25 protein-coding genes and 1 tRNA gene are annotated in these 22,824 nt (G+C 35.5%); 17 read left to right on the top strand and 9 right to left on the bottom strand.

Annotated features, from left to right (window positions below):
- Window positions 1–42: 42 nt before the first annotated feature.
- Together BST92_RS04215 and BST92_RS04210 are read right to left on the bottom strand one after the other, a co-directional pair.
- Entirely contained in the window at window positions 43–2,034 is a 1,992-nt protein-coding gene (locus BST92_RS04215; protein ID WP_170061708.1) for a lamin tail domain-containing protein, read from the bottom strand.
- A 123-nt stretch (window positions 2,035–2,157) separates the two neighbouring features.
- Window positions 2,158–4,761 (bottom strand): T9SS-dependent M36 family metallopeptidase, encoded by a 2,604-nt coding sequence (locus tag BST92_RS04210; RefSeq protein WP_146105094.1) that lies wholly within the window; start codon window positions 4,759–4,761, stop codon window positions 2,158–2,160.
- A 222-nt stretch (window positions 4,762–4,983) separates the two neighbouring features.
- On the opposite strand from BST92_RS04210, the gene BST92_RS04205 reads away from it, so the two are divergent.
- Both BST92_RS04205 and BST92_RS04200 read left to right on the top strand, forming a co-directional pair.
- The gene (locus BST92_RS04205; RefSeq protein ID WP_105070321.1) at window positions 4,984–5,670 is read left to right on the top strand and encodes a response regulator transcription factor; all 687 of its coding nucleotides are present in this window, start codon (window positions 4,984–4,986) and stop codon (window positions 5,668–5,670) included.
- A complete protein-coding gene (locus BST92_RS04200; protein ID WP_105070320.1) occupies window positions 5,660–6,754 on the top strand; it encodes a sensor histidine kinase in 1,095 nt (364 codons plus the stop codon). The genes BST92_RS04205 and BST92_RS04200 overlap by 11 nt, the downstream gene beginning before the upstream one ends.
- On the opposite strand, the gene BST92_RS04195 is transcribed toward BST92_RS04200, so the two are convergent.
- The gene (locus BST92_RS04195) at window positions 6,655–7,767 is read right to left on the bottom strand and encodes a glycosyltransferase (RefSeq protein WP_105070319.1); all 1,113 of its coding nucleotides are present in this window, start codon (window positions 7,765–7,767) and stop codon (window positions 6,655–6,657) included. The genes BST92_RS04200 and BST92_RS04195 overlap by 100 nt on opposite strands.
- A gap of 68 nt (window positions 7,768–7,835) precedes the next feature.
- On the opposite strand from BST92_RS04195, the gene trmB reads away from it, so the two are divergent.
- The 5 genes from trmB to BST92_RS04170 all read left to right on the top strand — a co-directional run bounded on the left by trmB (window position 7,836) and on the right by BST92_RS04170 (window position 11,015).
- On the top strand, window positions 7,836–8,504 hold the full coding sequence (gene trmB / locus BST92_RS04190) for a tRNA (guanosine(46)-N7)-methyltransferase TrmB (protein ID WP_105070318.1): 669 nt from the start codon (window positions 7,836–7,838) through the stop codon (window positions 8,502–8,504).
- A complete protein-coding gene (locus tag BST92_RS04185; protein ID WP_105070317.1) occupies window positions 8,505–9,134 on the top strand; it encodes a LysE family transporter in 630 nt (209 codons plus the stop codon).
- Window positions 9,121–9,465, top strand: coding sequence for an MGMT family protein (locus BST92_RS04180; RefSeq protein WP_105070316.1), 345 nt, complete (start codon window positions 9,121–9,123; stop codon window positions 9,463–9,465). Before BST92_RS04185 ends, BST92_RS04180 begins: the two co-directional genes overlap by 14 nt.
- A 124-nt stretch (window positions 9,466–9,589) precedes the next feature.
- A complete protein-coding gene (locus BST92_RS04175; protein WP_105070315.1) occupies window positions 9,590–10,729 on the top strand; it encodes an Mrp/NBP35 family ATP-binding protein in 1,140 nt (379 codons plus the stop codon).
- A gap of 4 nt (window positions 10,730–10,733) precedes the next feature.
- Window positions 10,734–11,015 (top strand): NifU family protein, encoded by a 282-nt coding sequence (locus BST92_RS04170; RefSeq protein WP_105070314.1) that lies wholly within the window; start codon window positions 10,734–10,736, stop codon window positions 11,013–11,015.
- A 60-nt stretch (window positions 11,016–11,075) separates the two neighbouring features.
- Here the strand turns inward: BST92_RS04170 and BST92_RS04165 are convergent, their stop codons facing one another.
- From BST92_RS04165 to BST92_RS04150, 4 genes are read right to left on the bottom strand one after another with little or no spacing between them, the layout of a single operon-like run.
- Entirely contained in the window at window positions 11,076–12,254 is a 1,179-nt protein-coding gene (locus tag BST92_RS04165) for an acyl-CoA dehydrogenase family protein (protein ID WP_105070313.1), read from the bottom strand.
- 56 nt (window positions 12,255–12,310) lie between these two features.
- A complete protein-coding gene (locus BST92_RS04160) occupies window positions 12,311–13,033 on the bottom strand; it encodes a tRNA1(Val) (adenine(37)-N6)-methyltransferase (RefSeq protein ID WP_105070312.1) in 723 nt (240 codons plus the stop codon).
- Window positions 13,034–13,039: 6 nt separating this feature from the next.
- Window positions 13,040–13,570: a ribosome maturation factor RimM gene (rimM, locus tag BST92_RS04155; protein WP_105070311.1), complete on the bottom strand. Its 531-nt coding sequence runs from the start codon at window positions 13,568–13,570 to the stop codon at window positions 13,040–13,042.
- Window positions 13,571–13,579: 9 nt separating this feature from the next.
- A complete protein-coding gene (locus BST92_RS04150; protein ID WP_105070310.1) occupies window positions 13,580–14,065 on the bottom strand; it encodes a 30S ribosomal protein S16 in 486 nt (161 codons plus the stop codon).
- Between the two features lie 124 nt (window positions 14,066–14,189).
- On the opposite strand from BST92_RS04150, the gene BST92_RS04145 reads away from it, so the two are divergent.
- Window positions 14,190–15,017 (top strand): DUF6252 domain-containing protein, encoded by an 828-nt coding sequence (locus BST92_RS04145; protein ID WP_211292435.1) that lies wholly within the window; start codon window positions 14,190–14,192, stop codon window positions 15,015–15,017.
- Window positions 15,018–15,073: 56 nt separating this feature from the next.
- On the opposite strand, the gene BST92_RS04140 is transcribed toward BST92_RS04145, so the two are convergent.
- The gene (locus tag BST92_RS04140) at window positions 15,074–15,514 is read right to left on the bottom strand and encodes a retropepsin-like aspartic protease (protein WP_105070308.1); all 441 of its coding nucleotides are present in this window, start codon (window positions 15,512–15,514) and stop codon (window positions 15,074–15,076) included.
- Between the two features lie 72 nt (window positions 15,515–15,586).
- Here BST92_RS04140 and BST92_RS04135 point away from each other — a divergent pair, with 72 nt between their 5' ends.
- From BST92_RS04135 to BST92_RS04095, 9 genes are all read left to right on the top strand, one after another.
- The gene (locus tag BST92_RS04135) at window positions 15,587–16,354 is read left to right on the top strand and encodes a TatD family hydrolase (RefSeq protein ID WP_211292434.1); all 768 of its coding nucleotides are present in this window, start codon (window positions 15,587–15,589) and stop codon (window positions 16,352–16,354) included.
- Window positions 16,355–16,400: 46 nt separating this feature from the next.
- Window positions 16,401–17,531 (top strand): 1-acyl-sn-glycerol-3-phosphate acyltransferase, encoded by a 1,131-nt coding sequence (locus tag BST92_RS04130; protein WP_105070307.1) that lies wholly within the window; start codon window positions 16,401–16,403, stop codon window positions 17,529–17,531.
- The gene (locus BST92_RS04125) at window positions 17,521–18,588 is read left to right on the top strand and encodes an asparaginase (RefSeq protein ID WP_105070306.1); all 1,068 of its coding nucleotides are present in this window, start codon (window positions 17,521–17,523) and stop codon (window positions 18,586–18,588) included. Before BST92_RS04130 ends, BST92_RS04125 begins: the two co-directional genes overlap by 11 nt.
- Window positions 18,589–18,634: 46 nt before the next feature.
- Window positions 18,635–18,719: transfer RNA gene (locus BST92_RS04120), tRNA-Ser, on the top strand.
- A 273-nt stretch (window positions 18,720–18,992) separates the two neighbouring features.
- The gene (locus BST92_RS04115) at window positions 18,993–19,784 is read left to right on the top strand and encodes a MotA/TolQ/ExbB proton channel family protein (protein WP_006796119.1); all 792 of its coding nucleotides are present in this window, start codon (window positions 18,993–18,995) and stop codon (window positions 19,782–19,784) included.
- A gap of 26 nt (window positions 19,785–19,810) precedes the next feature.
- Window positions 19,811–20,305: a hypothetical protein gene (locus BST92_RS04110; RefSeq protein WP_105070305.1), complete on the top strand. Its 495-nt coding sequence runs from the start codon at window positions 19,811–19,813 to the stop codon at window positions 20,303–20,305.
- A gap of 3 nt (window positions 20,306–20,308) precedes the next feature.
- Window positions 20,309–20,935, top strand: a complete 627-nt coding sequence (locus BST92_RS04105; protein WP_105070304.1) for an ExbD/TolR family protein — start codon at window positions 20,309–20,311, stop codon at window positions 20,933–20,935.
- A 2-nt stretch (window positions 20,936–20,937) separates the two neighbouring features.
- The gene (locus BST92_RS04100; RefSeq protein WP_042286413.1) at window positions 20,938–21,426 is read left to right on the top strand and encodes an ExbD/TolR family protein; all 489 of its coding nucleotides are present in this window, start codon (window positions 20,938–20,940) and stop codon (window positions 21,424–21,426) included.
- Window positions 21,427–21,512: 86 nt separating this feature from the next.
- Window positions 21,513–22,226, top strand: coding sequence for a porin family protein (locus BST92_RS04095; RefSeq protein WP_211292433.1), 714 nt, complete (start codon window positions 21,513–21,515; stop codon window positions 22,224–22,226).
- On the opposite strand, the gene BST92_RS04090 is transcribed toward BST92_RS04095, so the two are convergent.
- Complete coding sequence (locus BST92_RS04090; protein ID WP_105070302.1) at window positions 22,221–22,823, bottom strand: hypothetical protein; 603 nt, start codon at window positions 22,821–22,823, stop codon at window positions 22,221–22,223. The genes BST92_RS04095 and BST92_RS04090 overlap by 6 nt on opposite strands.
- Window position 22,824 lies beyond the last annotated feature (1 nt).

Genomic DNA, 22,824 nt, shown 5'->3' with positions numbered 1-22,824 from the left:
CAGTGTGACTGCGGCGCTTGATTTATAAAAGTTTTGTAATTCTTATTGAACGACTAACTTTCTAGTTTGTGAGTTGCCATTTTGAGAAACTTTTACAATGTAAAGACCTGCATTTAATGAGGATACATTGATAGAGTTAGTTACTGCTTTTTGAGAAATCACTTGTTGTCCTAGTGCAGAGTAAATAATCACATCTACAGGATTACCATTTTCTACAGAGATTGTAATCTCATTACCAGAAACTGGATTAGGGAATAGTTTAAAGCTGTTTTTAGTAAACTGCTCATTTGATAATGTAAAGTCATTTACAGCACCTGGCGTACCTAAGTCACCTGCTCCATACGTACTAGTTGCAAGTCCCCAGTTAACACCTAGGTCGTTGTCAGTTGAATTATACTTTGACACTGCAAGTTCCATACTTGCACCAGTACCATCAGGAAAAGTTACGCCGTCATCATAAATTACAATATCTATTACAGTTCCAGTACAATCTATCATTATTCCATCTGTTACGTTACCTAAACTAACACCGTTATATTCATAATCAACAGCAATGCCTCCATTAATAGTTGAATCACTGCTCAATCCAAGAACAGCATAACCATTTGCAGGTACTATAAGACCACTAATAACATGCGTTTCACTTGCTGTTAGGTCATCTTTTATTTCCCATCCTTGCATGTTTATAGGTGCAGATGTTGTGTTATAAACTTCAAAATATTCTCCTACATTATCACCAACTGCTGCTGGATTTTGCATAATTTCGGTTATGATAATATCTCCTGGGTTTGCACATACTACATTACCAATACAAGCTGGGCTCGTGATACTACGTGTGAAACTACAACTACTATTTGTAGGGTCTCCAGAAAAAGTAATGGTAAAGTTTGTTCCTTCAGTTACACCCGTTATCATAATTTGTCCTGCAGCGACAGTTGAAGGATTATCACCAGCAACAACTCCATTACCTGCTGTGTCAATTGTGTAAGTTGAAGTACCACCACCAGTGTAATCTATAGTTACATCATATAAATCAACTCCTGCTGTATTAGTTTGACAAGTTTCAGTTATTGTACCTATTTGTAAATCACAAGGGAAAGCCACAGAAAAATTAGTAACGTCTGTAGCAATAGTTGTAGCACCATCTACAAGATTTACAGTTACCATGTATGATCCACCATCTTGAACAGTCATCGTAAATGGTGAAGTAACGCCAGTTGTAAGGGTACCATCTACATTGATATCATATGTTGCTGTAGCTGGAGCATTCTGTGCACTAAAAGTGATGTCAACGCTAGTTGTCCCGCCAGCAAGTACTGTTCCATCTGCTGGTGAAGTAATATTTAAGACTGCTGCAGTTGAACATCCTACAAATGATCCAAGAGTATTCCATCCACTATTTGATCCAGTCACTATCCATTCAGAAGCGGCTGCTGTAGTCATCATAGTTGTAGCATCATAACCTCTAGAGGCATCCCAGTCATTATTTGGTCCACATACTGAAGATTTTCTGGTAAGGGTATTATTTGCAGTGCCATTTACAACACCAGCAACATCCCAACCTGTACCTGGATCACCATTAAAATCTCCTAGGAAATCAAGAATAGTAAATCCAGTCATTTCTCCTGCGTCAACTTCACCATCCATATCTAGATCATTAAATGTCCCATTATTAAGTACTAATGCAAATCCATCATCACCATTGCTTAAAAAGTTGAAGGTTTGATCTGCTTGAGCTAGAATTGTTGCATCTGCACTTCCATGTGCAACAACATAAACATCTCCATCGGCAATTACCGCGCCTGGATTAAAAGTATTCCAAAATTCATATTCACCTACTACAGTTGGGTCATTTGAGACACTAGGCCACGCATATCCATCTAAATTAACTGGAGCACCAGTACCATTATAAATTTCAAAAAATTTGTTGTTAGAAGTCCCTTCACCATATTTACTTATCAGTAATTCTGATGTTTGTGCGAAAGAAATTGCTGCAACGAAAAACATTGCAACCGTAAAGTAAATTTGTTTCATCTCTGATTGTTTTTTGCAAATATACATTATTCATAATCCTGTAGTCTTGACTTTAAGGGATTTAATGTTAACATAACATCAGATTTAATAAATTAATCTATCATATATAATATTGATTTTGATCTATTTTACTATGATTTTTTCTACATGATTCGTGTCTTGTCCTGTAATCGAGATTAAATATAATCCTGCCTTCAATGTGCTTAAATCTACTTTTTCAATGTTACTAAAATTAGATTTTTTAGTTAATACGATTCTACCATTAAAATCATAAATGCTTAGTAAACCATTATCAATTTGTGCGGTTGATGCTATTGAAATACTACCATTTGTAGGGTTAGGTGAAATGTTAAATGAATTACTTAAATCATTAGCAATACTTAGCGGCGGTGGAGTATCAAATGCTTCAGTTTGATCAAATCTATTATTACTATCTCCTTGTGTGGCACTAAAGCCTAAACCTCTGGCTGTAAATACTTCCCATATTCTATCATTGTTAACACCGCCATTTGCAATCATGTCTGCCTGTAGAATGGCGTCTCTACCATCTACAAAGCCTGGATTACAAGGCTGTAGTTTCATCCCGTCCATAATTAATTGCATTGCGATATTATTACCGCCAGTTCCATTAAATAGATCAGGATCATATCCGTAATCACTTATAAATCTCCAGGATAAATCCCATAACATGCTGGCCCAGATAGATCCTATTCCATGTGGAGCCGAAAAGTTTGCGTTGTTCGTATCGCCAAATGTTACTGGATTGATATTAAAATCAGTGCTGTAAGGAAAGTTTCTAATCCCAGCGCCAGTCACAGATTGATTTGTAGCATAAGTTCCTATACCTCTTATGTCTGTGCCTAAATCGCCTGGCTCTATAGTAATAATAAGGCTGAACCAGTCACTCCATCCTTCACCCATTTGCTCATTATTACTTAAGCAACTAGGATTTGCAGGTCCACCGGTCAATCGAGTAGATATACCATGCCCATATTCATGTGCTACAATTCCGTTATCTAAACTTCCATCTTTTCTAAAAAGGCCGGTATTGTTTAAACTAGCATTGATGTTCGTGCCATTTTGTAGTGCCGCAATTAAAGCATTACCATTTGTCTGACTGATCATTATAGAAGGTATAGTGACTAGATTTCCATCATTACCTGGTGCCATAGCTATAGGTGCTGTAGTGACATTATTAACTACTATCACGGCAATAGCTCCTTGGTTTTGTGCAGCAAGAACTTTTGTCCCAAACTGACAGTTACCACGACGCATCACTACAATTTTACCATTTAAAACCGCACCATTTGTAATCACATCACAAGCATCACTAGTGTCTGTAGAAACACCTCCTGAATTATCATCTATAACTAAAGCTAGATCTGCGATTAAAGGGTTATTAGGATTAGGTAAGCTACTACCGAATGCAGCAGGTTCACCATCATAACTACCGGCTAAGTTACTATTGTTAATTGTTAAGGGATCTACACCACCAGTGGTAGGAGCATTCCAAAGAAACATATTCATTCTAGGATTGCCTCCATCACCAGGTGTACCAAATGTGGCGTTGTTGAAGCCACTTCCGTCTTGAGCATCTGCAACAACAAAATCACCTTCTAGACCACCATTTCCATAATTGTTAGATTGGAAATTACCACTCGCTTCATCAAATCCATACTGGTACCAGATGTCATGCATCATATTATTCATGTAGAATAAATTTACAGTTGATCCATTAATATTATCTCTGGCTGGAACATCTAATTGTTGTGGGAAATTAAAATTAAGTGTGATGCTGCCATCAGGTGAAGAGCCTATTGTTGAGCCATCGCCATCAAAATCATCTTGTGCAAATACATTATTTCCTCTAGTAATGGTAAAATCTGGTCCTATAACAGCATTAGTATCATGCCAGCCAAATGGTGACGCTACTGGATCTGCGGGACTGTTGACAATAGATTCATTTCCATGATTAGGACTTTCCAATGGTAGTGCAAATACATTATATTGAGAGTTATCCATAAAGGTAGCTGCTTCCTGTTCAAAGTGATATAATTGTAAAAAGTTTATTCCCTCAGATGCGTGATGTTCTCCTTCTTTATCATGATTGAAATTACAGCTTATGACTAGATCTATCTCTTTAATCAACTCGCCAGTGATACCATCGATGTATAATAAGTACATGTGTTGATTATCATTAGTCTCTATATATACTTGCCATGTAAGTCTTAATGAATTTTCAATTTTAATATATACAGGCTTAAGGCTTATAGGTGTAGTTGATAAAGAGATGTTTGTAAAATGCAAAGTGCCATCTTGATCAATACCCGTCGCAATAGTATTTGTATTAAAGTTTAAATTTTTTGAACTAGCAGCTAGATGAATGGCCGCAGTTGGTTCAATATTGTTATTTGTCGAATTTATTTTACTAGATATATCTCTTTCAAATGATATTGAGCTATTGATCACCTCATTATCTCTTATTAAAAACATGGATGAACTGTTTGCTATTTCAATACCATTATAATATTGGGATATGTAAACGGTCTGTGCATTTAGACTTTTTGAGAAGGAACTAGTGGTGACTTTAATGTCGTTAATATCTTGTGCTTCAAGAGAGTATGTTTTTTTATTTTGTTTAAAAAATTCTTTGGCTATACTAGTAAAGTCTTGTGCGTTAACTTGTAGAAAGGATATAAATACAAGTAGTGATAATAAAAATTTCATATATAATTGATAATCTGGGTAGTAATAAACCTCCAATATACATCTTGAATCTCATAATTGTATCACAAGACTTTGTTCAACCGTTTAATTTATTATAGTTCGCTTTCGCGAAAGCGTTTTCTTATATAAACTTAGATTTAATATGACTTAACTTAAACCTAACAATCAATTAATTTAATTTGCTGAGAAACTTATTAACTTAGCACCTTACTTGACACTAAGATGAAAGACGCTATTGCAAAGATTTTATTGGTTGATGATGAGCCAGACATTCTAGAAATTGTAAGTTATAATTTGAAAAACGAAGGCTATCAAGTTTTCACTGCCGAGAATGGTAAAGAAGGTGTTCAAAAGGCAAAAAAGAAAAAGCCAGACTTGATAATTCTCGATGTAATGATGCCAGTTATGGATGGAATTGAAGCTTGTGAGCAAATCCGAAAGATACCTGAGCTAGATCAAACTATAATCACATTCTTAACAGCCCGTGGTGAGGACTATTCAATGATTGCCGGTTTTGACGCTGGTGCAGACGACTATATTGCAAAGCCTATAAAACCACGTGTACTAGTCTCAAAAGTAAAATCATTATTGCGTCGCAACACAGTACCTAAAGGAGATGATGGTAATGTTGTTAAAATAGGTGACTTAGTGATCGATAAAGATCAATACAAGATTGTCTTTAAGAAAGAAGAAATTATTTTGCCACGCAAAGAATTTGAACTACTTTCATTACTTACCTCAAAACCTGGTAAGGTTTTTAAACGAGAAGAGATTCTCGATGTGGTATGGGGAAATGAAGTTATTGTAGGTGGTAGAACTATTGATGTTCATATCAGAAAACTAAGAGAAAAACTAGGTGACGATAGCTTTAAGACCGTAAAAGGTGTAGGCTATAAATATGTCAAGTAACTCTTCAAATACTAAACGCAGTTATAGATTTGCAATAAGATCATCACTATTTATTACGATAGTTTTTGTCCTATTACTGCTGTTATTTCATTCAATTTTTGATCTTGAATTCAAAAAGTGGTGGCATGAATTAATCATGGTACTACTTCTTTTTTCTAGTGCATTTTTTATCATTCAATATCGTGTACAACGATTTATATACCGTCGTATAAAAAAGATATATGAGGATGTTAGCCTTTTAGAAACGAGCAATTTTACAGATCGAGAGATCGCTACTGATATGCGCACTCTGACAGAGCAGGTGGAAAGATTTGCAAAGGATAAAAAGATAGAAATAGAAACTCTTAAGGTTAGAGAAACTTATAGAAAAGAATTTTTAGGGAATATCTCGCACGAGCTCAAGACACCACTTTTTACAGTGCAAGGCTATATAGATACTTTAATTGATGGAGCGCATAAGGATAAAGTAATACGTAAAAAATATTTACAAAGAGCTCAAAAAGGAGTAGAGCGTCTAACCTATATCGTTAAGGATATGGACATGATCACAAAACTTGAAGTAGGTGATATGTCTCTCGAGGTGGTTGAGTTTGATATAGTGGAATTAGTACAGCAGGTCTTTGATCAATTTGAGATGAAGGCTGCAAAGAAAAACATAACATTAACCTTTGATATGGATTATACAGATCCTATTATAGTCTTTGCAGATCAAGAACGCATACAGCAGGTGATTGCAAATCTAGTGGTTAATTCAATTAAATACGGTAAGCAAAATGGTACGACAGAGGTTGCTATTGAAGATCTTATCAATAATAAAGTCATAGTAAGAGTTACTGATAATGGTGAAGGGATTAAAAAAGAATTTATACCTCGATTATTTGAACGTTTCTTTAGAGTCGATCAAAGTGGTTCCCGTCGTGAAGGTGGATCTGGTTTAGGACTTGCTATTGTTAAGCATATAATTGAGGCTCATAATGAGAGTATTTATGTAGATAGTGAGCCAGGTATAGGTTCTGAGTTTTCATTTACATTAGAAAAAGTTTCTGATAATATAGTGGATATTGAAGTAGTAGTTGAAGAGTAAATAGACTCTAGACCACTATACTGCTTTACCTTTTCTAACATTTCTATTTTAAAATCTTCTTGATTGGCATATGGTACAATACCTTGGTCATCTAGGGACTGGGCGAGGTATTCTTGTTCAAACTGTCCAGGTGTAGGAATAAAGAAAGCTTTTTTACCTAATTTGTGTAAGTCCATAATGGTAGTATAACCACTGCGACTTAAAATGATGTCGCTACGGTCTAGTGCTTTTTGTAGCCCTTCAGTAGATAAATAATTATAGTAGGTAATGTCGCCTTTTTTTTCCATTTGCTGCTTACCACGTACATTTCCAGCTATAAACAGTACTTCACCCTTAAAGCGTTTTACTTCACTTAATAATTTACGTTCTAAAATACTACGTTGTGGTTCTGGTCCAGAGAGCAGCACCATTAAATCATATTTTTTTTGTGCAGTAGGATTAATTTTAAATCTGCTTAATGGTCCTAAATACACTTTAAAAATATCATCATCTGTATGTTTAGAAAGAAGGCCTGATAAGTTTTGAAAGCTATCTACATCTGGTATCCAGCAATAATCAAACTTCTTTATATAGTGTAAGTGTAATTGAGTGCTTAACCAGGTCGTTGTTCCAGATAAGACCTGTAATTGATGAGTAATAATTACGCTAGGTATAATCTTACTATATAAACCTAGTCTATTGTCAGATATCACGCCGTCTAGATGGTAATGAGCTATTAATTCACTTAACATCAAGTGTTCTTTTCTTATGGCGTTCCAGATTTTAGGAGAATCTTTAAGTAATTTGAGCTTTAAAAACTGTCCTTTTTCTGGATAAGAGATTTCATAACTAGGTAATTCAATAAATTTAAGTCTGGGGAATTCTTTTTTTAAAAGTTCTAAAGCCATCCCATCGCTTGCTATAATAGGGTTGTCGCCATTTACAATTATAGCATTGATGATAGGAATGCAGCGAGTTGCATGACCTAGTCCCCAATTTAGTGGTGCAACCAGAATGTTTTTAGATATTTGCATATTCAAATATAAGAGTCTTTAAGCCGCAAGGCTTTAAGGATTAATTATCCATCTATTAAATAATTGTATTGGGATCAAAGAATAAATTAAAGCGATTTAACGAAAACGAAACATTTAGTAATGTCATTCAACCTACTAGGGAAGAGATGACTACAGCATTTGAGTGGAAAGGTAAATGGGCGACATTTTTTAAAAATAATCATCCTATCACTTTGGAACTGGGTTGTGGTAAAGGAGAATATACAATCGATCTAGCACGTAAGTATCCCAATCGCAATTTTATAGGCGTTGATATTAAAGGAGCTCGTTTCTGGCGTGGTGCAAAAACTGCGCTGGAAGAAGGATTGAATAACGTTGCTTTTTTGAGAACTCAAATAGAGCTGGTAGAGTATGCCTTTGGGACCAATGAAATAGATGAAATATGGATTACTTTTCCTGATCCGCAAATAAAATATAAGCGTACAAAACATCGCATGACTAATCCTGAGTTTTTAGCCAAGTATAAGAATATTTTGGTTGAAGGTGGATATATCAACCTTAAGACAGATTCTGAGTTTATGCATGGATACACTCTAGGCTTATTACAAGGGCTAGGAGAGGATATTGTATTTGCACACCACGATATTTATACCCATACTGAGGCGCCAGAAGAAGTAGTTAAAACTCAAACTTTTTATGAAAAGCAGTATCTTGAGCAAGGTAAAGCCATAACCTACCTTAAATTCCGACTGCAATAAATGATTACATTTTTACATTTTATTTTTGGTTTTTGCGTTGGTTTTGTAGGTGTAATTCCACCAGGACTTTTAAACTTAACAGCGGCCAAAATAAGTGTAAAACAAAGTAGACGTGCCGCAGTTGTATTTGCATTAGGAGCTGCGATTGTTGTTATTGCGCAAGTTTATGTAGGTGTATTCTTCTCTAAGTTGCTTAATGATAACCCAGATATCTTAATCACCTTAGAAAAGTTTGCGATAACCGTGTTTATAGCATTATCAATTTTCTTTTTCATAAAAGCTAGATTAGATAATTCTCCAGATATCCAGCCCGTTGATAAATCAGATGTTAAACTGTTTAGTCAGGGAATAATACTATCTGCCTTAAATATCTTTCCTATTCCTTTTTATATTGGTTTTAGCTCATTCTTAGCAGGTCGTGGATTATTTACATTTGAGTATCCTATGGCGCATTTATTTATTTTAGGAGCCTCATTGGGAACCTTTATGATGCTATTTGCATATATTAAATATGTTAAAAAGTTCGGTTTTGACAGTCATACCTTTGCTCGTAAAATTAATTATATCTTATCAGCATTAACTATGGTTATTGCATTATTTACTTTGATACGCATCTATGAAGTCTTCTAGCGATTTTTATAAACGAGTATTTATAGTGGTAAAGCAAATCCCACACGGTCGTGTTACTAGTTATGGTGCCATAGCACGATACATAGGTGCGCCGCGCAGTAGTAGAACTGTAGGATATGCTATGAATGCCAGTCATAATATGCCTGATATACCATCACAACGTGTGGTAAATCGCAACGGTTTATTAACAGGTAAACATCATTTTCAAGGCACTCATCTCATGCAACAGCTTTTAGAAAGTGAAGGTATTGAAGTAATTGAGGATCAGGTTCAAAATTTTCAAGAAATATATTGGGATCCTAATCTAGAACTACCAGTTTTTAAAGATTAATTGAGATTACCTAGACTTCGCTTACGCGAAAGCGTAATTCTTAACAACAGATTATCAGTTTCTTATTTAGATTGCTTTTAATTAACTGTCTTGCTGCTTATCTTTGTAGCATTCTAAAGAAGCTATGAAAATAGAAAAACAACAAGTGATGAAGGCGCTAGAAACCATATCGGTTCCTGGTCATGGACAAAATATGGTAGAAAGTGGTGCTATTAAAAATGTACTCGTTTTTGGCGATGAGGTAGTGGTAGATGTCACTATTGATAATCCTAGTCTACAGGCAAAAAAGAAAACAGAGGTCTCCATACTACAGGCTATTCATAAAGAAGTTTATGATAAGGCACAGATAAAAGTAAATCTTAAGGTTGAAGCACCGGTTACTCAAAATAAAGCTCCAGAAATTAAAGGAAAACCTATTCCTGGAATAGATAATATTATTGCAGTAGCATCTGGTAAAGGTGGAGTAGGTAAATCTACAGTCACTGCAAATCTAGCAGTTTCGCTCGCAAAGATGGGTTTCAAAGTAGGACTATTAGATGCCGATATCTATGGGCCTAGTGCAACAATCATGTTTGACGTGGTTAATGAAAAGCCTTTGTCTGTAAATGTAGATGGTAAGTCTAAGATGAAACCTGTTGAGAGCTATGGAGTTAAAATTCTGTCAATAGGGTTCTTTACACAGCCAGATCAGGCTGTAGTATGGCGTGGACCTATGGCTGCAAAAGCATTAAATCAAATGATTTTTGATGCCGCATGGGGTAATCTAGATTTTCTAGTTGTGGATTTGCCACCAGGCACAGGTGATATACACCTTTCTATCATGCAGTCATTACCTCTTACAGGTGCTGTTGTTGTCAGTACACCGCAAAATGTTGCTCTAGCTGATGCGCGTAAAGGTGTTGCTATGTTTCAACAAGAAAGCATTAACGTACCAGTGTTAGGTATCGTTGAGAATATGGCATATTTTACGCCACCAGAATTACCAGAGAATAAATATCATATTTTTGGTAAAGATGGAGCAAAACATCTAGCAGAAGATTTAGGTATTCCATTTTTGGGTGAATTACCATTGCAGCAAACCATTAGAGAAGCAGGTGATATAGGAAGACCTGCTGCCTTACAAGATGGGACTGAAATCGAAACTGCGTTCACTGAAATAACTAAAAACGTCGTTGAACAAACTGTACGACGTAATAGTGCATTGCCACCTACCCGAGCTATAGAGATAACTACTATGGCAGGATGTAGTGCTGTAAATAAATAATATTATGACAGGAACCGAACTTAAAACTGCTGTTGAAGCTGGACTAGAAGAAATCAGGCCTTTTTTACAACGCGATGCTGGTGATATCGAGCTCGTTGATATTAGGGATGATAAATATGTCACAGTCCGTTTATTAGGGACCTGTGTAGGTTGTCATGTTAATCAAATGACCTTAAAATCTGGTGTTGAGCTTACTATTAAAAAGCATGCTCCTCAAATAGAAAGTGTTATAGATATTTCAGGACAGGATTTAAAAGAAGAATATAGAGATAATATAGAGCTATAAATTCTGAATAATAAAAAAACCGATTCGATAGAATCGGTTTTTTTATGAATAAAGTATGGATTAAGAAAAGGCGTTTTCTCCTGTAATATCTAGTCCTGTAATCAACAAGTGAATATCATGTGTACCTTCATAAGTAATAACACTCTCTAAGTTCATAGAATGGCGCATGATGCTATACTCGCCAGTAATTCCCATTCCTCCAAGCATTTGTCTTGCTTCTCTAGCGATGTTAATGGCTATTTCAACATTATTACGTTTTGCCATAGATATTTGTGCACTGGTAGCTTTACCTTCCTCACGTAATACACCTAATCGCCATGCTAGTAATTGAGCTTTTGTGATTTCGGTTATCATTTCAGCTAGTTTTTTTTGTTGAAGTTGAAAACCAGCAATAGGTTTACCGAATTGGATACGTTCCTTAGAATATCTTAAAGCGGTATCATAACAGTCCATAGCAGCACCTATCGCGCCCCATGCGATACCAAAACGTGCACTATCTAGACAGCTCAAAGGTGCGCCCAGTCCACTGCGGCCTGGTAAAATATTTGATTTTGGGATTTTTACATCTTGAAAAATTAATTCGCCAGTTGCGCTAGCTCGTAGAGACCATTTATTATGAGTTTCTGGAGTAGTAAAACCTTCCATACCGCGCTCCACTAGTACTCCATGAATACGGTCATTCTCATCTTTAGCCCATACTACTGCTACATCACAAAAAGGACTATTTGAAATCCATAGTTTTGCACCGTTGAGTATGATATGATCACCAGCATCTTTAAAACGTGTAACCATGCCACCAGGATTAGATCCGTGATCAGGTTCAGTTAAACCAAAAGATCCCATAAACTCACCGCTAGCTAGTTTAGGTAAAAACTTTTGCTTTTGTTCTTCAGTGCCATATTTCCATATAGGATACATTACTAAAGAAGATTGAACCGAGGCAGTAGATCGTACTCCACTATCACCACGTTCAATTTCCTGCATAATTAAACCATATGAAATTTGATCTAGTCCTGCACCACCATATTCTTCTGGTATATATGGCCCAAAAGCACCTATCGAAGCCAGGCCTGGAATGATGCTTTTAGGGAATTTAGCCTCTTGAGCGGCTTGCTCAATAATAGGGGACACGTCACGCTTTACCCATGCACGGGCAGCATCACGTATCATTTTATGTTCCTCAGTTAAAAGGTCGTCCAGGTTATAGTAATCTGGTGCTTCAAATAAATCTGGTTTCATCGTTTCAATCGTTTGCGTAAATATACTTTTCTTAACTCAGTTGCTCAAAGTGTTACTTACATTTTTAAATAGAAATCTCTGACTAAGTTGGTATAGTCTTTTGTGTACTGGTGTCTACTTATTTCTATAGTCAGTAGATCTGGTTTTATCTCGCTTTCGCAAAAGCGTAATTCCAACAAACTTCTTTTAATAGCACTAGAATCAGTTCCTTTCACATGTGTAATTCGTGATGGAAAGAGTTTATAATGAGCAGCGATTTTTAAAAAATGTGTCTCTCTTTCATATGGTATAATGCAAGAGAATATGCCATCGTCATCTAGTAATTTATAAACGCCGTAAAGTAACTCTTCAAAAGGTAGTGCTTGATCAAAGCGTGCTTGTTCTCTGTTTTTTTCAATCGTCGCATTATTATTAATACTAGCAGAATCAAAAAAAGGAGGATTGCTTATAATTAAATCATAAGTATCATCAACTTCTTCAAAAAACTCTTGAAAAGAGGCATGATAGCAAAACATTCTATCGCTCCATTGCGCGTTCTCAAAATTAGTTGCAGCCTGTTCAAAGGCATCTTCATCAAGTTCTATAGCCTCAATTTGTGCGTTGTGAAAACGTTGTGCTAGCATTAAAGCTATTACACCAGTGCCTGTTCCTATATCTAATATGTTATATGGTGTTTTGTATTTACTAGCCCAGGCGCCTAGTAAAACGCCATCTGTGCCTATTTTCTGGGCACAACGATCTTGAGCAACTTCAAATTCTTTGAATTTAAAAACGCTCATAAGTTACTATTCTGATAAGTACATTTCTATAAGCCCTTCTGGTGTGTCTACAGTTATGGTCTTATTTTCTCGATTAACTTCCTTTATAAAGTCATCATTCATAGGGATTAAGATTTCTATCCCATTTTGATCTACCTCAAATAAGGCTTGCGATGTGGTGTCGTTAACACCTGTTATGTTTCCTACTTCTCCATAATTTAGATCGATCATTTTAAAATTAATGATCTCATGAAAATAAAACTTATTGCCTTCTAAAGGTGGTAGCGCAGTGAGTGGTAGGTATAGATCATGTTTCATCAATGCGTCTGCAGCTGGCTCATCATCGATATCTTCAAACTTTACCCTTAATAATAAGGATTTGTGTAATTGACTAGATTCAATAAAAAATGGAACCAAGTTTTTACCGATTTCGATAAAAACTGATTCCATTTCTGTAAATAGCTCAGGCTCGTCTGTGTCTAATTTGACTAATAGCTCACCTTTGAAGCTAAATTTATTAACTATTGTCCCTACGTAAAAACAATCTTTCTTACGCATGATAATAATTTATTCTTCTTCACTAGATGCGTCAGTAGATTCTACTACTGGTGCATTTGCAGCGATACGTGCTTCATTAACAGCTTTTTCTGCTGCTAGTGCTTTTGCAGCAGCTGCATCAGCATCTTTTTGAAGGCCACCTGCTTTTGCAGATATTTTAGCTTCTTTTTCAGTTAACCAAGCGTTGAACTTTTCTTCCATTTGCTCTTCAGTAAATGCTCCTTTTTTAACACCACCTTTAAGGTGTTTCTTAAGCATTACTCCTTTATAACCTAAAATAGCACGAGCAGTATCTGTAGGCTGTGCTCCATTTTCTAACCATTTTACAGCACCATCAACATCTAAGTTGATTGTAGCTGGGTTAGTGTTAGGATTATAAGTCCCTATTTTATCTAGGTATTTACCATCTCTTTTTGAACGTGCATCTGCTGCAACGATCCAATAAAAAGGTTTTCCTTTCTTTCCGTGTCTTTGTAATCTAATTTTTACTGGCATATCATTAAAATTTGTGGGTGCCCGACCCGAGTTATTAATTTGAGTGTGCAAAAATATACTTATTTTAATAATGAGCATCATATCTTTTATTTTTATTTACATTTGCTCAAACACATTTTTAAGAATGAGATTGATTAAACAGCTTTTTATTTATTCACTTGCGCTATTTGCATTTACCGCCTGTGAAGACAATTTAGAGGATGATAACATCCCAGCAATCCAAGCCGTACGCAACGGAGAATTCTTCAAGTCTACACAAATGACTGCTGTGGCAAACGCAGACGGCTCAGTGACAATCACTGGTTTGAATAGAATTGAACAACTTCAATTTAATCTAGAATCTGCAAATGCAGGTACCTATCCTCTAGGTGCTGGTTCACCTAATGAAGCGGTTTATACTTTTAATAATACAGATGTTTATTCTACAAACGAAGGTGCTGGTACTGGTCAAGTAGTACTGTCAGCTGGTACACCAGCAGGAACTTTAACAGGTACTTTTTCTTTTGTAAGTTACTTACCTATGAATGCTGATTCACTTTACATGCGTCAAGGTGTTATATTTCAGGTACCATTTGGCAGTCCAATAGGGCCAGGTAGCAGTGCAACGGCTAGTAGTCTAGCTGCAAATGTAGACGGTGTTGCATTCACACCATCTGTTATATCACCTATTAACGCAGGTGGTGCAATCGTGGTAAATGCATCAAATGGAGCTAATTCTATCGTGTTAAACTTTCCAGAGACCATCACAGTAGGTACATATATGTTTGCGAGTACAGGAATGTATACCGCAAGTTATATTTCTGGTGGGACACCTACACCAGCAATATCTGGAACTTTAGAAATAACAGCTGTTGATGCGGTCGCTAGTTCTGTAACAGGTACGTTCTCATTTATGACTGGACCACCTAATGATTTTAATATAACAAGTGGAGCCTTCACAATATTTTATTAAGAATTGCTCTTGTAAACATTACTTAAAAAGCCTCTTGTAAAAGAGGCTTTTTTTGCTTAATGTTTTAAATAGATTTTCTTACCAGAATAATCAATGATAGCTTTAGACTTTATTAAAAAATCTGCACCTAATAAACCTTGAATACTACGCATACCTTCTGCTTTTAAAGCCTGATTGATAAAGCTCATATCCATGGTGAGTAGACTACAATCGTTATCAATCCAGTTTCCTAGCTGCATAATATTGTGATGCGCGATTTGTGGAATTAAGGAGCCGCTTGCAGTCCCTATTTGTTGATTCATTTCTTCAGACGTTAATTGGTACTTTTCTGATAATTCTTGGTTAATACAAGTAGCACTAGCACCTGTGTCTATGATAAATCGACCAGTCTCACCGTTGATAGTCGCTTTAGTTATAATATGGCCGCTTTTTTCAGATAGTCTTATGATGTGTGATTGATAGCCACGACTTTCTAGCGTCTTTTTAAGTGAAAACATGTAAATAGTTTGTGGTAAATATAAATACGCTTTCGCGAAAGCGGACTTCAAACAATCCTTTATTTTTGCAAAATGATTTTAACAGATACACATACACATTTATATAGCGAGGCATTTGATGAAGATCAAAAAGAGATGATGCAGCGAGCCATTGAGGCTGGTGTTGAACGTTTTTTTGTTCCTGCAATAGATTCTGCATACACTCCTGCGATGCTCGAATTAAAAAGAAAGTATCCAGAGAATGTTCATTTGATGGCAGGTTTGCATCCTACTCATGTTAAAGACAATTATGTTGAAGAACTTGCGCATGTAAAAGAGATGCTAGGAAAGGAAGAGTATGTTGCCGTAGGTGAGATAGGTATTGATTTGTACTGGAGCGATGAGTTTAAAGTTCAACAAATTGAGGCTTTTAAAACTCAAATTGAGTGGTCTATAGAGCGTGAATTACCTATCGCTATTCATTGTAGAGATGCGTTTGATGAAGTTTTTGAGGTATTAGAGTCTTACCGTGGTACGTGTTTAAATGGAATATTTCATTGTTTTACAGGTACATTTGAACAGGCGTTGCTAGCAATTGAATTAAAAATGAGTCTAGGGATAGGTGGTGTAGCCACATTTAAAAATGGTAAGATTGATAAATTTTTAAAAGAAATAGATTTAAAACATATCGTCCTAGAAACGGATGCACCATATCTAGCACCAGTACCACATAGAGGTAAACGTAATGAAAGTGCGTATGTGTCCCTTGTGGCACAAAAGCTAGCAGAAATTTATGATACCAGTATAGAGCATGTTGCAGAGGTCACAACCTTAAATTCTACTAAAATCTTCGGTGTGTAAGTGTTGAGATACTTACATTTACAGCCTGTAACTTAACTACAACATATTGGCCCAATTTGATGACATAAGATTTTTTAATGATGCTGAGGTGAATATCGCGCTTCAAAGTGCAGTGCGTCATCCCATGATTAAAACTCTGTTTCAATATACGTTTCCAGATATGCCTTATGAAAAGGTAAAAGAAATAGTATTGAGCTGTAAGTCAATAAATGATTTTCAGAGAGATGTGATTAGACAGTCCGTGATGAGGATTTTAAAAGAAAGTTCTTCAGGATTAACTACTTCGGGATTTGAGAATTTAGAAAAGAATCAACCTTACCTCTATATATCAAATCATAGAGATATAATACTGGATACTTGTTTGCTTAATGTAAAGTTGTTTGATCACGACCTGATTAGAACTGCTAGTGCGATAGGTGATAATTTAGTACAACGTCCATTTGTTAATGCTTTAAGTAAGTTGACTCGAAATTTTATCGTTAAAAGAGGTGTAGGGCCTCGCGAAACGTTGCTGAGTAGTAAAAAATTAAGTGAGTATATAAGGACATTGCTTCAAGAAGAAAACCGCAGTGTGTGGATCGCACAAAGACAAGGTAGAACTAAAGATGGAAATGATATAACTGAGCAAGGAGTTCTTAAAATGATTGGTCTAGCATCTGGTAACATGCCGGTGCATGAGTATCTTAATAGTCTTAAGATTGTACCAGTAAGTATTTCTTATGAATATGATCCTACAGATATTCTTAAAGTACCAGAATTACTAGCAAAGGCTGCAGAGGAAGAGTATATTAAGTCAGAGAATGAGGATTTTAATAGTATTCTAAAAGGTGCTTTGGGGCAGAAAAGGCATATACATATTGCAGCTGGCAAGCCTCAATTATTTAATAATGAGAGTGCCGCAGGTACTAATCAAGTATTACAACAAGTGGTAAGTCAATTAGACGATACTATACAATCTAATTATAAATTATGGCCTACTAATTATGTGGCTTATGATTTAGTTTCTAATAAAAAGAAGTATAGTGAATATTACACAGATCAAGATCTTGCTTATTTTGAACGTCGCTTACGTCTAAGGGTTAATGTAGAAGATGAGAAGGCTGTTGAGAGTTTTTTAATGATGTATGCAAGACCTGTATTCAATAAAGAAAAACTTGCAGTTGTAGATGAAGCCTAAGATTTTACTTATATATACTGGTGGAACCATAGGAATGATTAAAGATCCTGAAACAGGAGCTTTGCGTTCTTTTGATTTTACTCAACTTTTATTTCATATTCCAGAACTGAAACAGTTAGACTGTCAGATCGAAACAACGTCATTTGAAGAGCCTATTGATTCTTCAGATATGGATTTAGGGTATTGGAAAATTCTGGGAGACATTATCAATACTAGTTATGATGACTATCATGGTTTTGTTGTGTTGCATGGCAGTGATACGATGTCTCATACTGGTAGTGCATTGAGCTTTATGTTTGAGAATTTAACGAAGCCTATTGTTTTAACAGGATCGCAATTACCGATTGGTGATTTACGTACTGATGCAAAGGAAAATCTAATTACCAGTATACAGTTAGCTAGTGAATGGGATAATAACGAACCTATTATTAGAGAGGTTTGTGTATACTTTGAGTATCAACTTTATAGGGCAAATCGCACCGCTAAAATGAATGCTGAGCACTTTGAAGCTTTTAGCTCTCCTAACTATCCGCCACTAGCAATTAGTGGAGTTCATTTAAATATTGATCGACAATTACTATGGCAAGGTGGATTTGATAGGGTCTCACTTGCAAAATTAAAACCACTAGAGTTGAGTCCGCTTAAGATGATTTACAGGCCAGATATGGATGCTAGGGTTGTTGTGTTGAAGTTATTTCCAGGTATCACTGAGCAGGTTGTTAAATCAATATGTCATATTGATGGATTGCGAGGTATTATTTTAGAGACCTATGGTAGTGGAAATGCACCTACTTGTAAATGGTTTATAGAAGCGCTAAAAAATGCTTTGTTAAAAAATATAAGGATTGTCAATGTTACACAATGTCGCGGTGGCTCAGTAGACATGGGTAAATATGAAACAAGTGTAGCACTGAAAAAATTAGGTATGGTTTCCGGTTATGATATAACTACAGAGGCTGCACTTGCAAAAATGATGTACTTGCTATCTTATATGCCAGAAACAGGTGACTTTAAAAAATATTTTGAGACATCTCTTAGAGGCGAGATAAGTGTGTAAATAATTGTAGAGATAAGTTTAATTTTTTGTAATCTTGTCGTCAATTAGAGAGGTGGCCGAGTGGTCGAAGGCGCACGCCTGGAAAGCGTGTAAACGGCAACGTTTCGAGGGTTCGAATCCCTTCCTCTCTGCTTAAACCCTTTAGATCTTAGTGATTTAAAGGGTTTTTTTAGATTTAGTATTCTGAAGAAATGCGTTATTTATGTAGTTATCCTCTATAAATTTAGTCTTATTAAGAAAGATTTTTAATATAAATGTTGTGTTATTTTACTGTTTTCCAGAAGTTAGACCTGTTAATTAATAATAATTAACATTGGTATAATAATAGAAGTTCTGTTTTTTAAGAGATAAATTATATATTTACCCCTTGACTCGAAAATTCAAATAAATCAATAAATCTTAAAATGAAACGATCACTTTCAATTTTGTTCATGGCTGTAGTAATGATGTTAGGTCTATCTACAACTGCAAATGCTAGCACAACTGCAACTACAACTAGCGCAATCACAACTATTATTTCTCAAGATGACGATGCTTCGGCAAATGTTACTGAAGAAATCACATTCCACCAAGAGCTTAAAAAGCGTTTTATAGAAGGTGGTCCAGTATTCATGTCATTTGTATTGATATGTCTTATTTTAGGTTTAGCAATTGCTATTGAAAGAATTATTTATTTAAATCTTTCTACTACTAACTCAAAAAAGCTAGCTGCTCAGGTAGAAGATGCTCTTAAGAGTGGTGGAGTTGAAGCTGCAAAAGAGGTTTGTAGAAATACTAAAGGGCCTGTTGCATCTATTTATTACCAAGGTCTGGATAGAGCAGATGAAAGTGTTGAGGCAGCAGAGAAAGCTGTTGTAGCATATGGTGGTGTACAAATGGGACAACTAGAGAAAAATGTTTCTTGGGTTTCTTTATTTATCGCACTTGCGCCGATGCTTGGTTTCATGGGAACAGTATTAGGTATGATTGATGCTTTTGATAATATTCAGTCTGCTGGAGCTATGGAGCCTGCACTTGTAGCTGGTGGTATTAAAGTAGCACTACTTACTACAGTATTTGGTCTTATTGTGGCTATTATACTTCAGATCTTTTATAATTACATCGTTGCAAAAATCGATAGTATCGTAAATGATATGGAAGACGCTTCTATCACACTTATCGACATTCTTGTAGACTACAAGAATGGAAAGCTGTAATTAACCCTTTAAACCAGATTTAAATCATGGTATTACATAAAGTATTTAAATATCTAGCGCTTTTGCTGTGTGTTATCGCAGCTGGTTTCTTCTTATACACTATTTCAGTAGGAGATGAAGCTATTCAAGCAGAGGCAGCAGATTTAACAAACGACGGTGCGTTGCAAAATGCGACTTTGGCACCTATGATGTATCTAGCGTATGCAGTAATGGCTATTACTGTAGGTCTAGTGTTATTCTTTGTATTAAAAGGGATTTTCAGCAGTCCAGCTGTATTAAAGCGCTCTTTAATTTCAGTTGGTATACTTGTTGCTATATGTTTAATAGCGTATTACGGTTTTGCAGATGATGCAGTAACTGATCCTAGTACAGGGAAATTAGTAATGTTAGATGAAGGTGAGCCACTTACAGAAGGAACTTCTAAATTAGTTGGAGCTTCTATCTATACATTTTATATCGTCGCTATTCTTGCGGTAGGTTCAATACTGTGGACAGGAGTAAGCAAATTATTAAATAGATAAATTATGGCTAGAAGAGCAGCACCTGAGGTAAATGCAGGATCAATGGCAGATATTGCCTTCCTACTTTTGATTTTCTTCCTAGTAACTACTACTATTGAAGTTGATAGTGGGATTGTAAGTAAGCTGCCGCCAGAAGTTGATGAACAAACGCCACCACCACCAGTAAAGAAAAAAAATATTTTTCAAGTATTGGTTAATAAGGATAATCAACTGTTAGTTGAAGAAGAGCTAATGGAATTAAAGGATTTAACTGATGCTGCCGTCGCGTTTATTGATAACGGAGGTGGAGAAGGTAAAAGTGGATGTGCTTATTGCGAAGGCGAAAGAAGTCCAGAATCCTCAGATAATCCTAAGAAAGCTATTGTCTCACTAGTTAATGATAGACAGGCAACTTACGATTATTATATAACCGTAACTAATGAGTTAGTAAGGGCTTATACAATACTAAGAAACCGAGCGGCAACGCAACGTTATGGAGAGACTTATGAATCTATGTATGCTAGATATAAGGATACACAAGAGGCAGATAAGGAAACACCTGAGTATTTAGAGTTAGAGAAAAGATTAGACGTCATTAGAGAGCTTTATCCAAGAAATCTTTCTGAGGCAGAACCACAAGTAGCAGGATAATTATGTCAAAGTTTAATAAGAAAAAGAGTGGTGATTTACCGCCAGTATCTACAGCATCATTACCAGATATCGTATTCATGCTTTTATTTTTCTTCATGGTTGCGACTGTGATGAGAGATGATGAGATGCTTGTTGAAAACCAATTGCCAGCTGCTAATCAAGTAGAGAAATTAGAAGATAAAAACAAATTGGTTAATATCTATATAGGTAAACCAGGAGTTAATTATCAGAAAACTTTCGGTACTAGTGATGTAGTGCAATTAGGAGACAAAATTTCTCGTGTAGAAGATGTTTATAATTATGTCAACACTAAGAGATCTGCAATGCCAGAAAACCTACAAGATCAAATGATGGTATCTCTAAAGGTAGATAGAAATGCTAAAGTAGGAGTGCTAACTGATGTTAAGCAAGAATTAAGAAAAGCACAAGCTCTCAAAATTACTTACACATCTAATCAAGGTGATCCAATGAATAACATAAAGAGAAGATAAATCTTCTTTTGTATATTTTTAGAAGCCGTTTCTCAATGAAACGGCTTTTTTTATATATCCATTCATCAAATTCATATCTTTACTTTATGAAACAACTTCTTTTATTAATAGGTTTTTTGACTGCCTTATCTTGTTATGGACAAAGTAATGAAAATCGTAAGAGTGAGAATGCTATTCCTGCAGTTGTTGATTCATTATATAGAGAAGATCAGTTTTATATAGGCTTATCTTTTAACCTTATCAATAATGAGCCTGTTGATTTTACACAAAATGGTTTTTCTGGCGGTCTGCATCTTGGCTTTATAAGAGATATGCCCATCAACAAACGTCGTAACATAGCCATAGGAGTAGGTTTAGGCTTGTCTACTAATACTTATAACTCTAATCTTTTTATAGGTGAAGAAGCCTCTGGTAAATCTATATATGCCATTATTGAGTCAGACGTTGATTATAAATCAAACCGATTTAATACTAATCTAATAGAGATGCCTATTCAATTTAGGTGGAGGACATCAACAGCAACAAAGTATAATTTCTGGCGTGTTTATTCAGGAATTAAGCTAGGTTATATTTATTATTATAAATCTCGATTTGAGCAAGCAAATAATACTGTTGTTCAAACTAGTATACCAGAACTTAACAAATTTAGATATTCTGCCACACTAACTTTAGGTAATGGAAGTTTTAACGCCTTTGTACAATATAATTTGAATACATTGTTTAATGAAGATGCTCAGGTGAATGGAGAAGCGATCAACCTGCAGCCTATTAAGTTTGGGATTGAGTTTTATCTTTTATAAATAGTATATTCCAGTCATAATTTGAGCTATCAATCCAGTAAATAGCCCAAATAGTAATTCGTTGTTTTTATGAGCCTTCATCGATAATCTTGAAGTAGCGGTAAGTCCTGCAACGATAAATAATATAGCGATATAAAATGCAGATGGTATTTTTAAACTAGCGTGCAGCATTAATGCAAACCCGATCATACCTCCCATAGCCATCATATGCAAGCTTAATTTGTAATGTACAATGGACATTATAAAAGCCACGATTGTCGCAATTAAAACGCCTACAAAAAAATAATAGAGAGGTAAATCTGTTAAATCATTAAATCCACCTCTTATTAAAATAAGCAATAAAATAGCATATGCAGCAAGCGGTGTGCGACGTTCCTTAATATCTAGTAAGTGTATGCTTTTAACCACGCCTAACAGCTTTAGAATAGCAAAAATAAGCATAGGAAGTACCGCTGTCAAAACAAGAATTAAGTACATTTTTAACTCTATAATTAAACCGTCCGTAAAGGATACGTTTAAAAAATACCATAGCGCTACTAACGCAGGCACAAATAAAGGATTTGCTAGATAACTCCAGAACCTTAAAAAAACTTTCATG

Origin of the sequence: Nonlabens arenilitoris (assembly GCF_002954765.1) — a bacterium.
GTDB lineage: Bacteria > Bacteroidota > Bacteroidia > Flavobacteriales > Flavobacteriaceae > Nonlabens > Nonlabens arenilitoris.
This window is presented reverse-complemented; position numbering and strand designations above follow the sequence as displayed.

Excerpts from the sequence above, each read along its gene's own strand:
- BST92_RS04095 (WP_211292433.1), top strand. The coding sequence starts at position 21,513 with ATGAAACAACTTCTTTTATTAATAGGTTTTTTGACTGCCTTATCTTGT.
- BST92_RS04110 (WP_105070305.1), top strand. The coding sequence starts at position 19,811 with ATGGTATTACATAAAGTATTTAAATATCTAGCGCTTTTGCTGTGTGTT.
- BST92_RS04200 (WP_105070320.1), top strand. The coding sequence starts at position 5,660 with ATGTCAAGTAACTCTTCAAATACTAAACGCAGTTATAGATTTGCAATA.
- BST92_RS04100 (WP_042286413.1), top strand. The coding sequence starts at position 20,938 with ATGTCAAAGTTTAATAAGAAAAAGAGTGGTGATTTACCGCCAGTATCT.
- BST92_RS04185 (WP_105070317.1), top strand. The coding sequence starts at position 8,505 with ATGATTACATTTTTACATTTTATTTTTGGTTTTTGCGTTGGTTTTGTA.
- BST92_RS04175 (WP_105070315.1), top strand. The coding sequence starts at position 9,590 with ATGAAAATAGAAAAACAACAAGTGATGAAGGCGCTAGAAACCATATCG.
- BST92_RS04115 (WP_006796119.1), top strand. The coding sequence starts at position 18,993 with ATGAAACGATCACTTTCAATTTTGTTCATGGCTGTAGTAATGATGTTA.
- BST92_RS04150 (WP_105070310.1), bottom strand. The coding sequence starts at position 14,065 with ATGCCAGTAAAAATTAGATTACAAAGACACGGAAAGAAAGGAAAACCT.
- BST92_RS04145 (WP_211292435.1), top strand. The coding sequence starts at position 14,190 with ATGAGATTGATTAAACAGCTTTTTATTTATTCACTTGCGCTATTTGCA.
- BST92_RS04215 (WP_170061708.1), bottom strand. The coding sequence starts at position 2,034 with ATGAAACAAATTTACTTTACGGTTGCAATGTTTTTCGTTGCAGCAATT.
- BST92_RS04125 (WP_105070306.1), top strand. The coding sequence starts at position 17,521 with ATGAAGCCTAAGATTTTACTTATATATACTGGTGGAACCATAGGAATG.
- BST92_RS04140 (WP_105070308.1), bottom strand. The coding sequence starts at position 15,514 with ATGTTTTCACTTAAAAAGACGCTAGAAAGTCGTGGCTATCAATCACAC.
- BST92_RS04170 (WP_105070314.1), top strand. The coding sequence starts at position 10,734 with ATGACAGGAACCGAACTTAAAACTGCTGTTGAAGCTGGACTAGAAGAA.
- BST92_RS04135 (WP_211292434.1), top strand. The coding sequence starts at position 15,587 with ATGATTTTAACAGATACACATACACATTTATATAGCGAGGCATTTGAT.
- BST92_RS04090 (WP_105070302.1), bottom strand. The coding sequence starts at position 22,823 with ATGAAAGTTTTTTTAAGGTTCTGGAGTTATCTAGCAAATCCTTTATTT.
- BST92_RS04105 (WP_105070304.1), top strand. The coding sequence starts at position 20,309 with ATGGCTAGAAGAGCAGCACCTGAGGTAAATGCAGGATCAATGGCAGAT.
- BST92_RS04210 (WP_146105094.1), bottom strand. The coding sequence starts at position 4,761 with ATGAAATTTTTATTATCACTACTTGTATTTATATCCTTTCTACAAGTT.
- BST92_RS04195 (WP_105070319.1), bottom strand. The coding sequence starts at position 7,767 with ATGCAAATATCTAAAAACATTCTGGTTGCACCACTAAATTGGGGACTA.
- BST92_RS04205 (WP_105070321.1), top strand. The coding sequence starts at position 4,984 with ATGAAAGACGCTATTGCAAAGATTTTATTGGTTGATGATGAGCCAGAC.
- rimM (WP_105070311.1), bottom strand. The coding sequence starts at position 13,570 with ATGCGTAAGAAAGATTGTTTTTACGTAGGGACAATAGTTAATAAATTT.
- BST92_RS04160 (WP_105070312.1), bottom strand. The coding sequence starts at position 13,033 with ATGAGCGTTTTTAAATTCAAAGAATTTGAAGTTGCTCAAGATCGTTGT.
- BST92_RS04165 (WP_105070313.1), bottom strand. The coding sequence starts at position 12,254 with ATGAAACCAGATTTATTTGAAGCACCAGATTACTATAACCTGGACGAC.
- BST92_RS04180 (WP_105070316.1), top strand. The coding sequence starts at position 9,121 with ATGAAGTCTTCTAGCGATTTTTATAAACGAGTATTTATAGTGGTAAAG.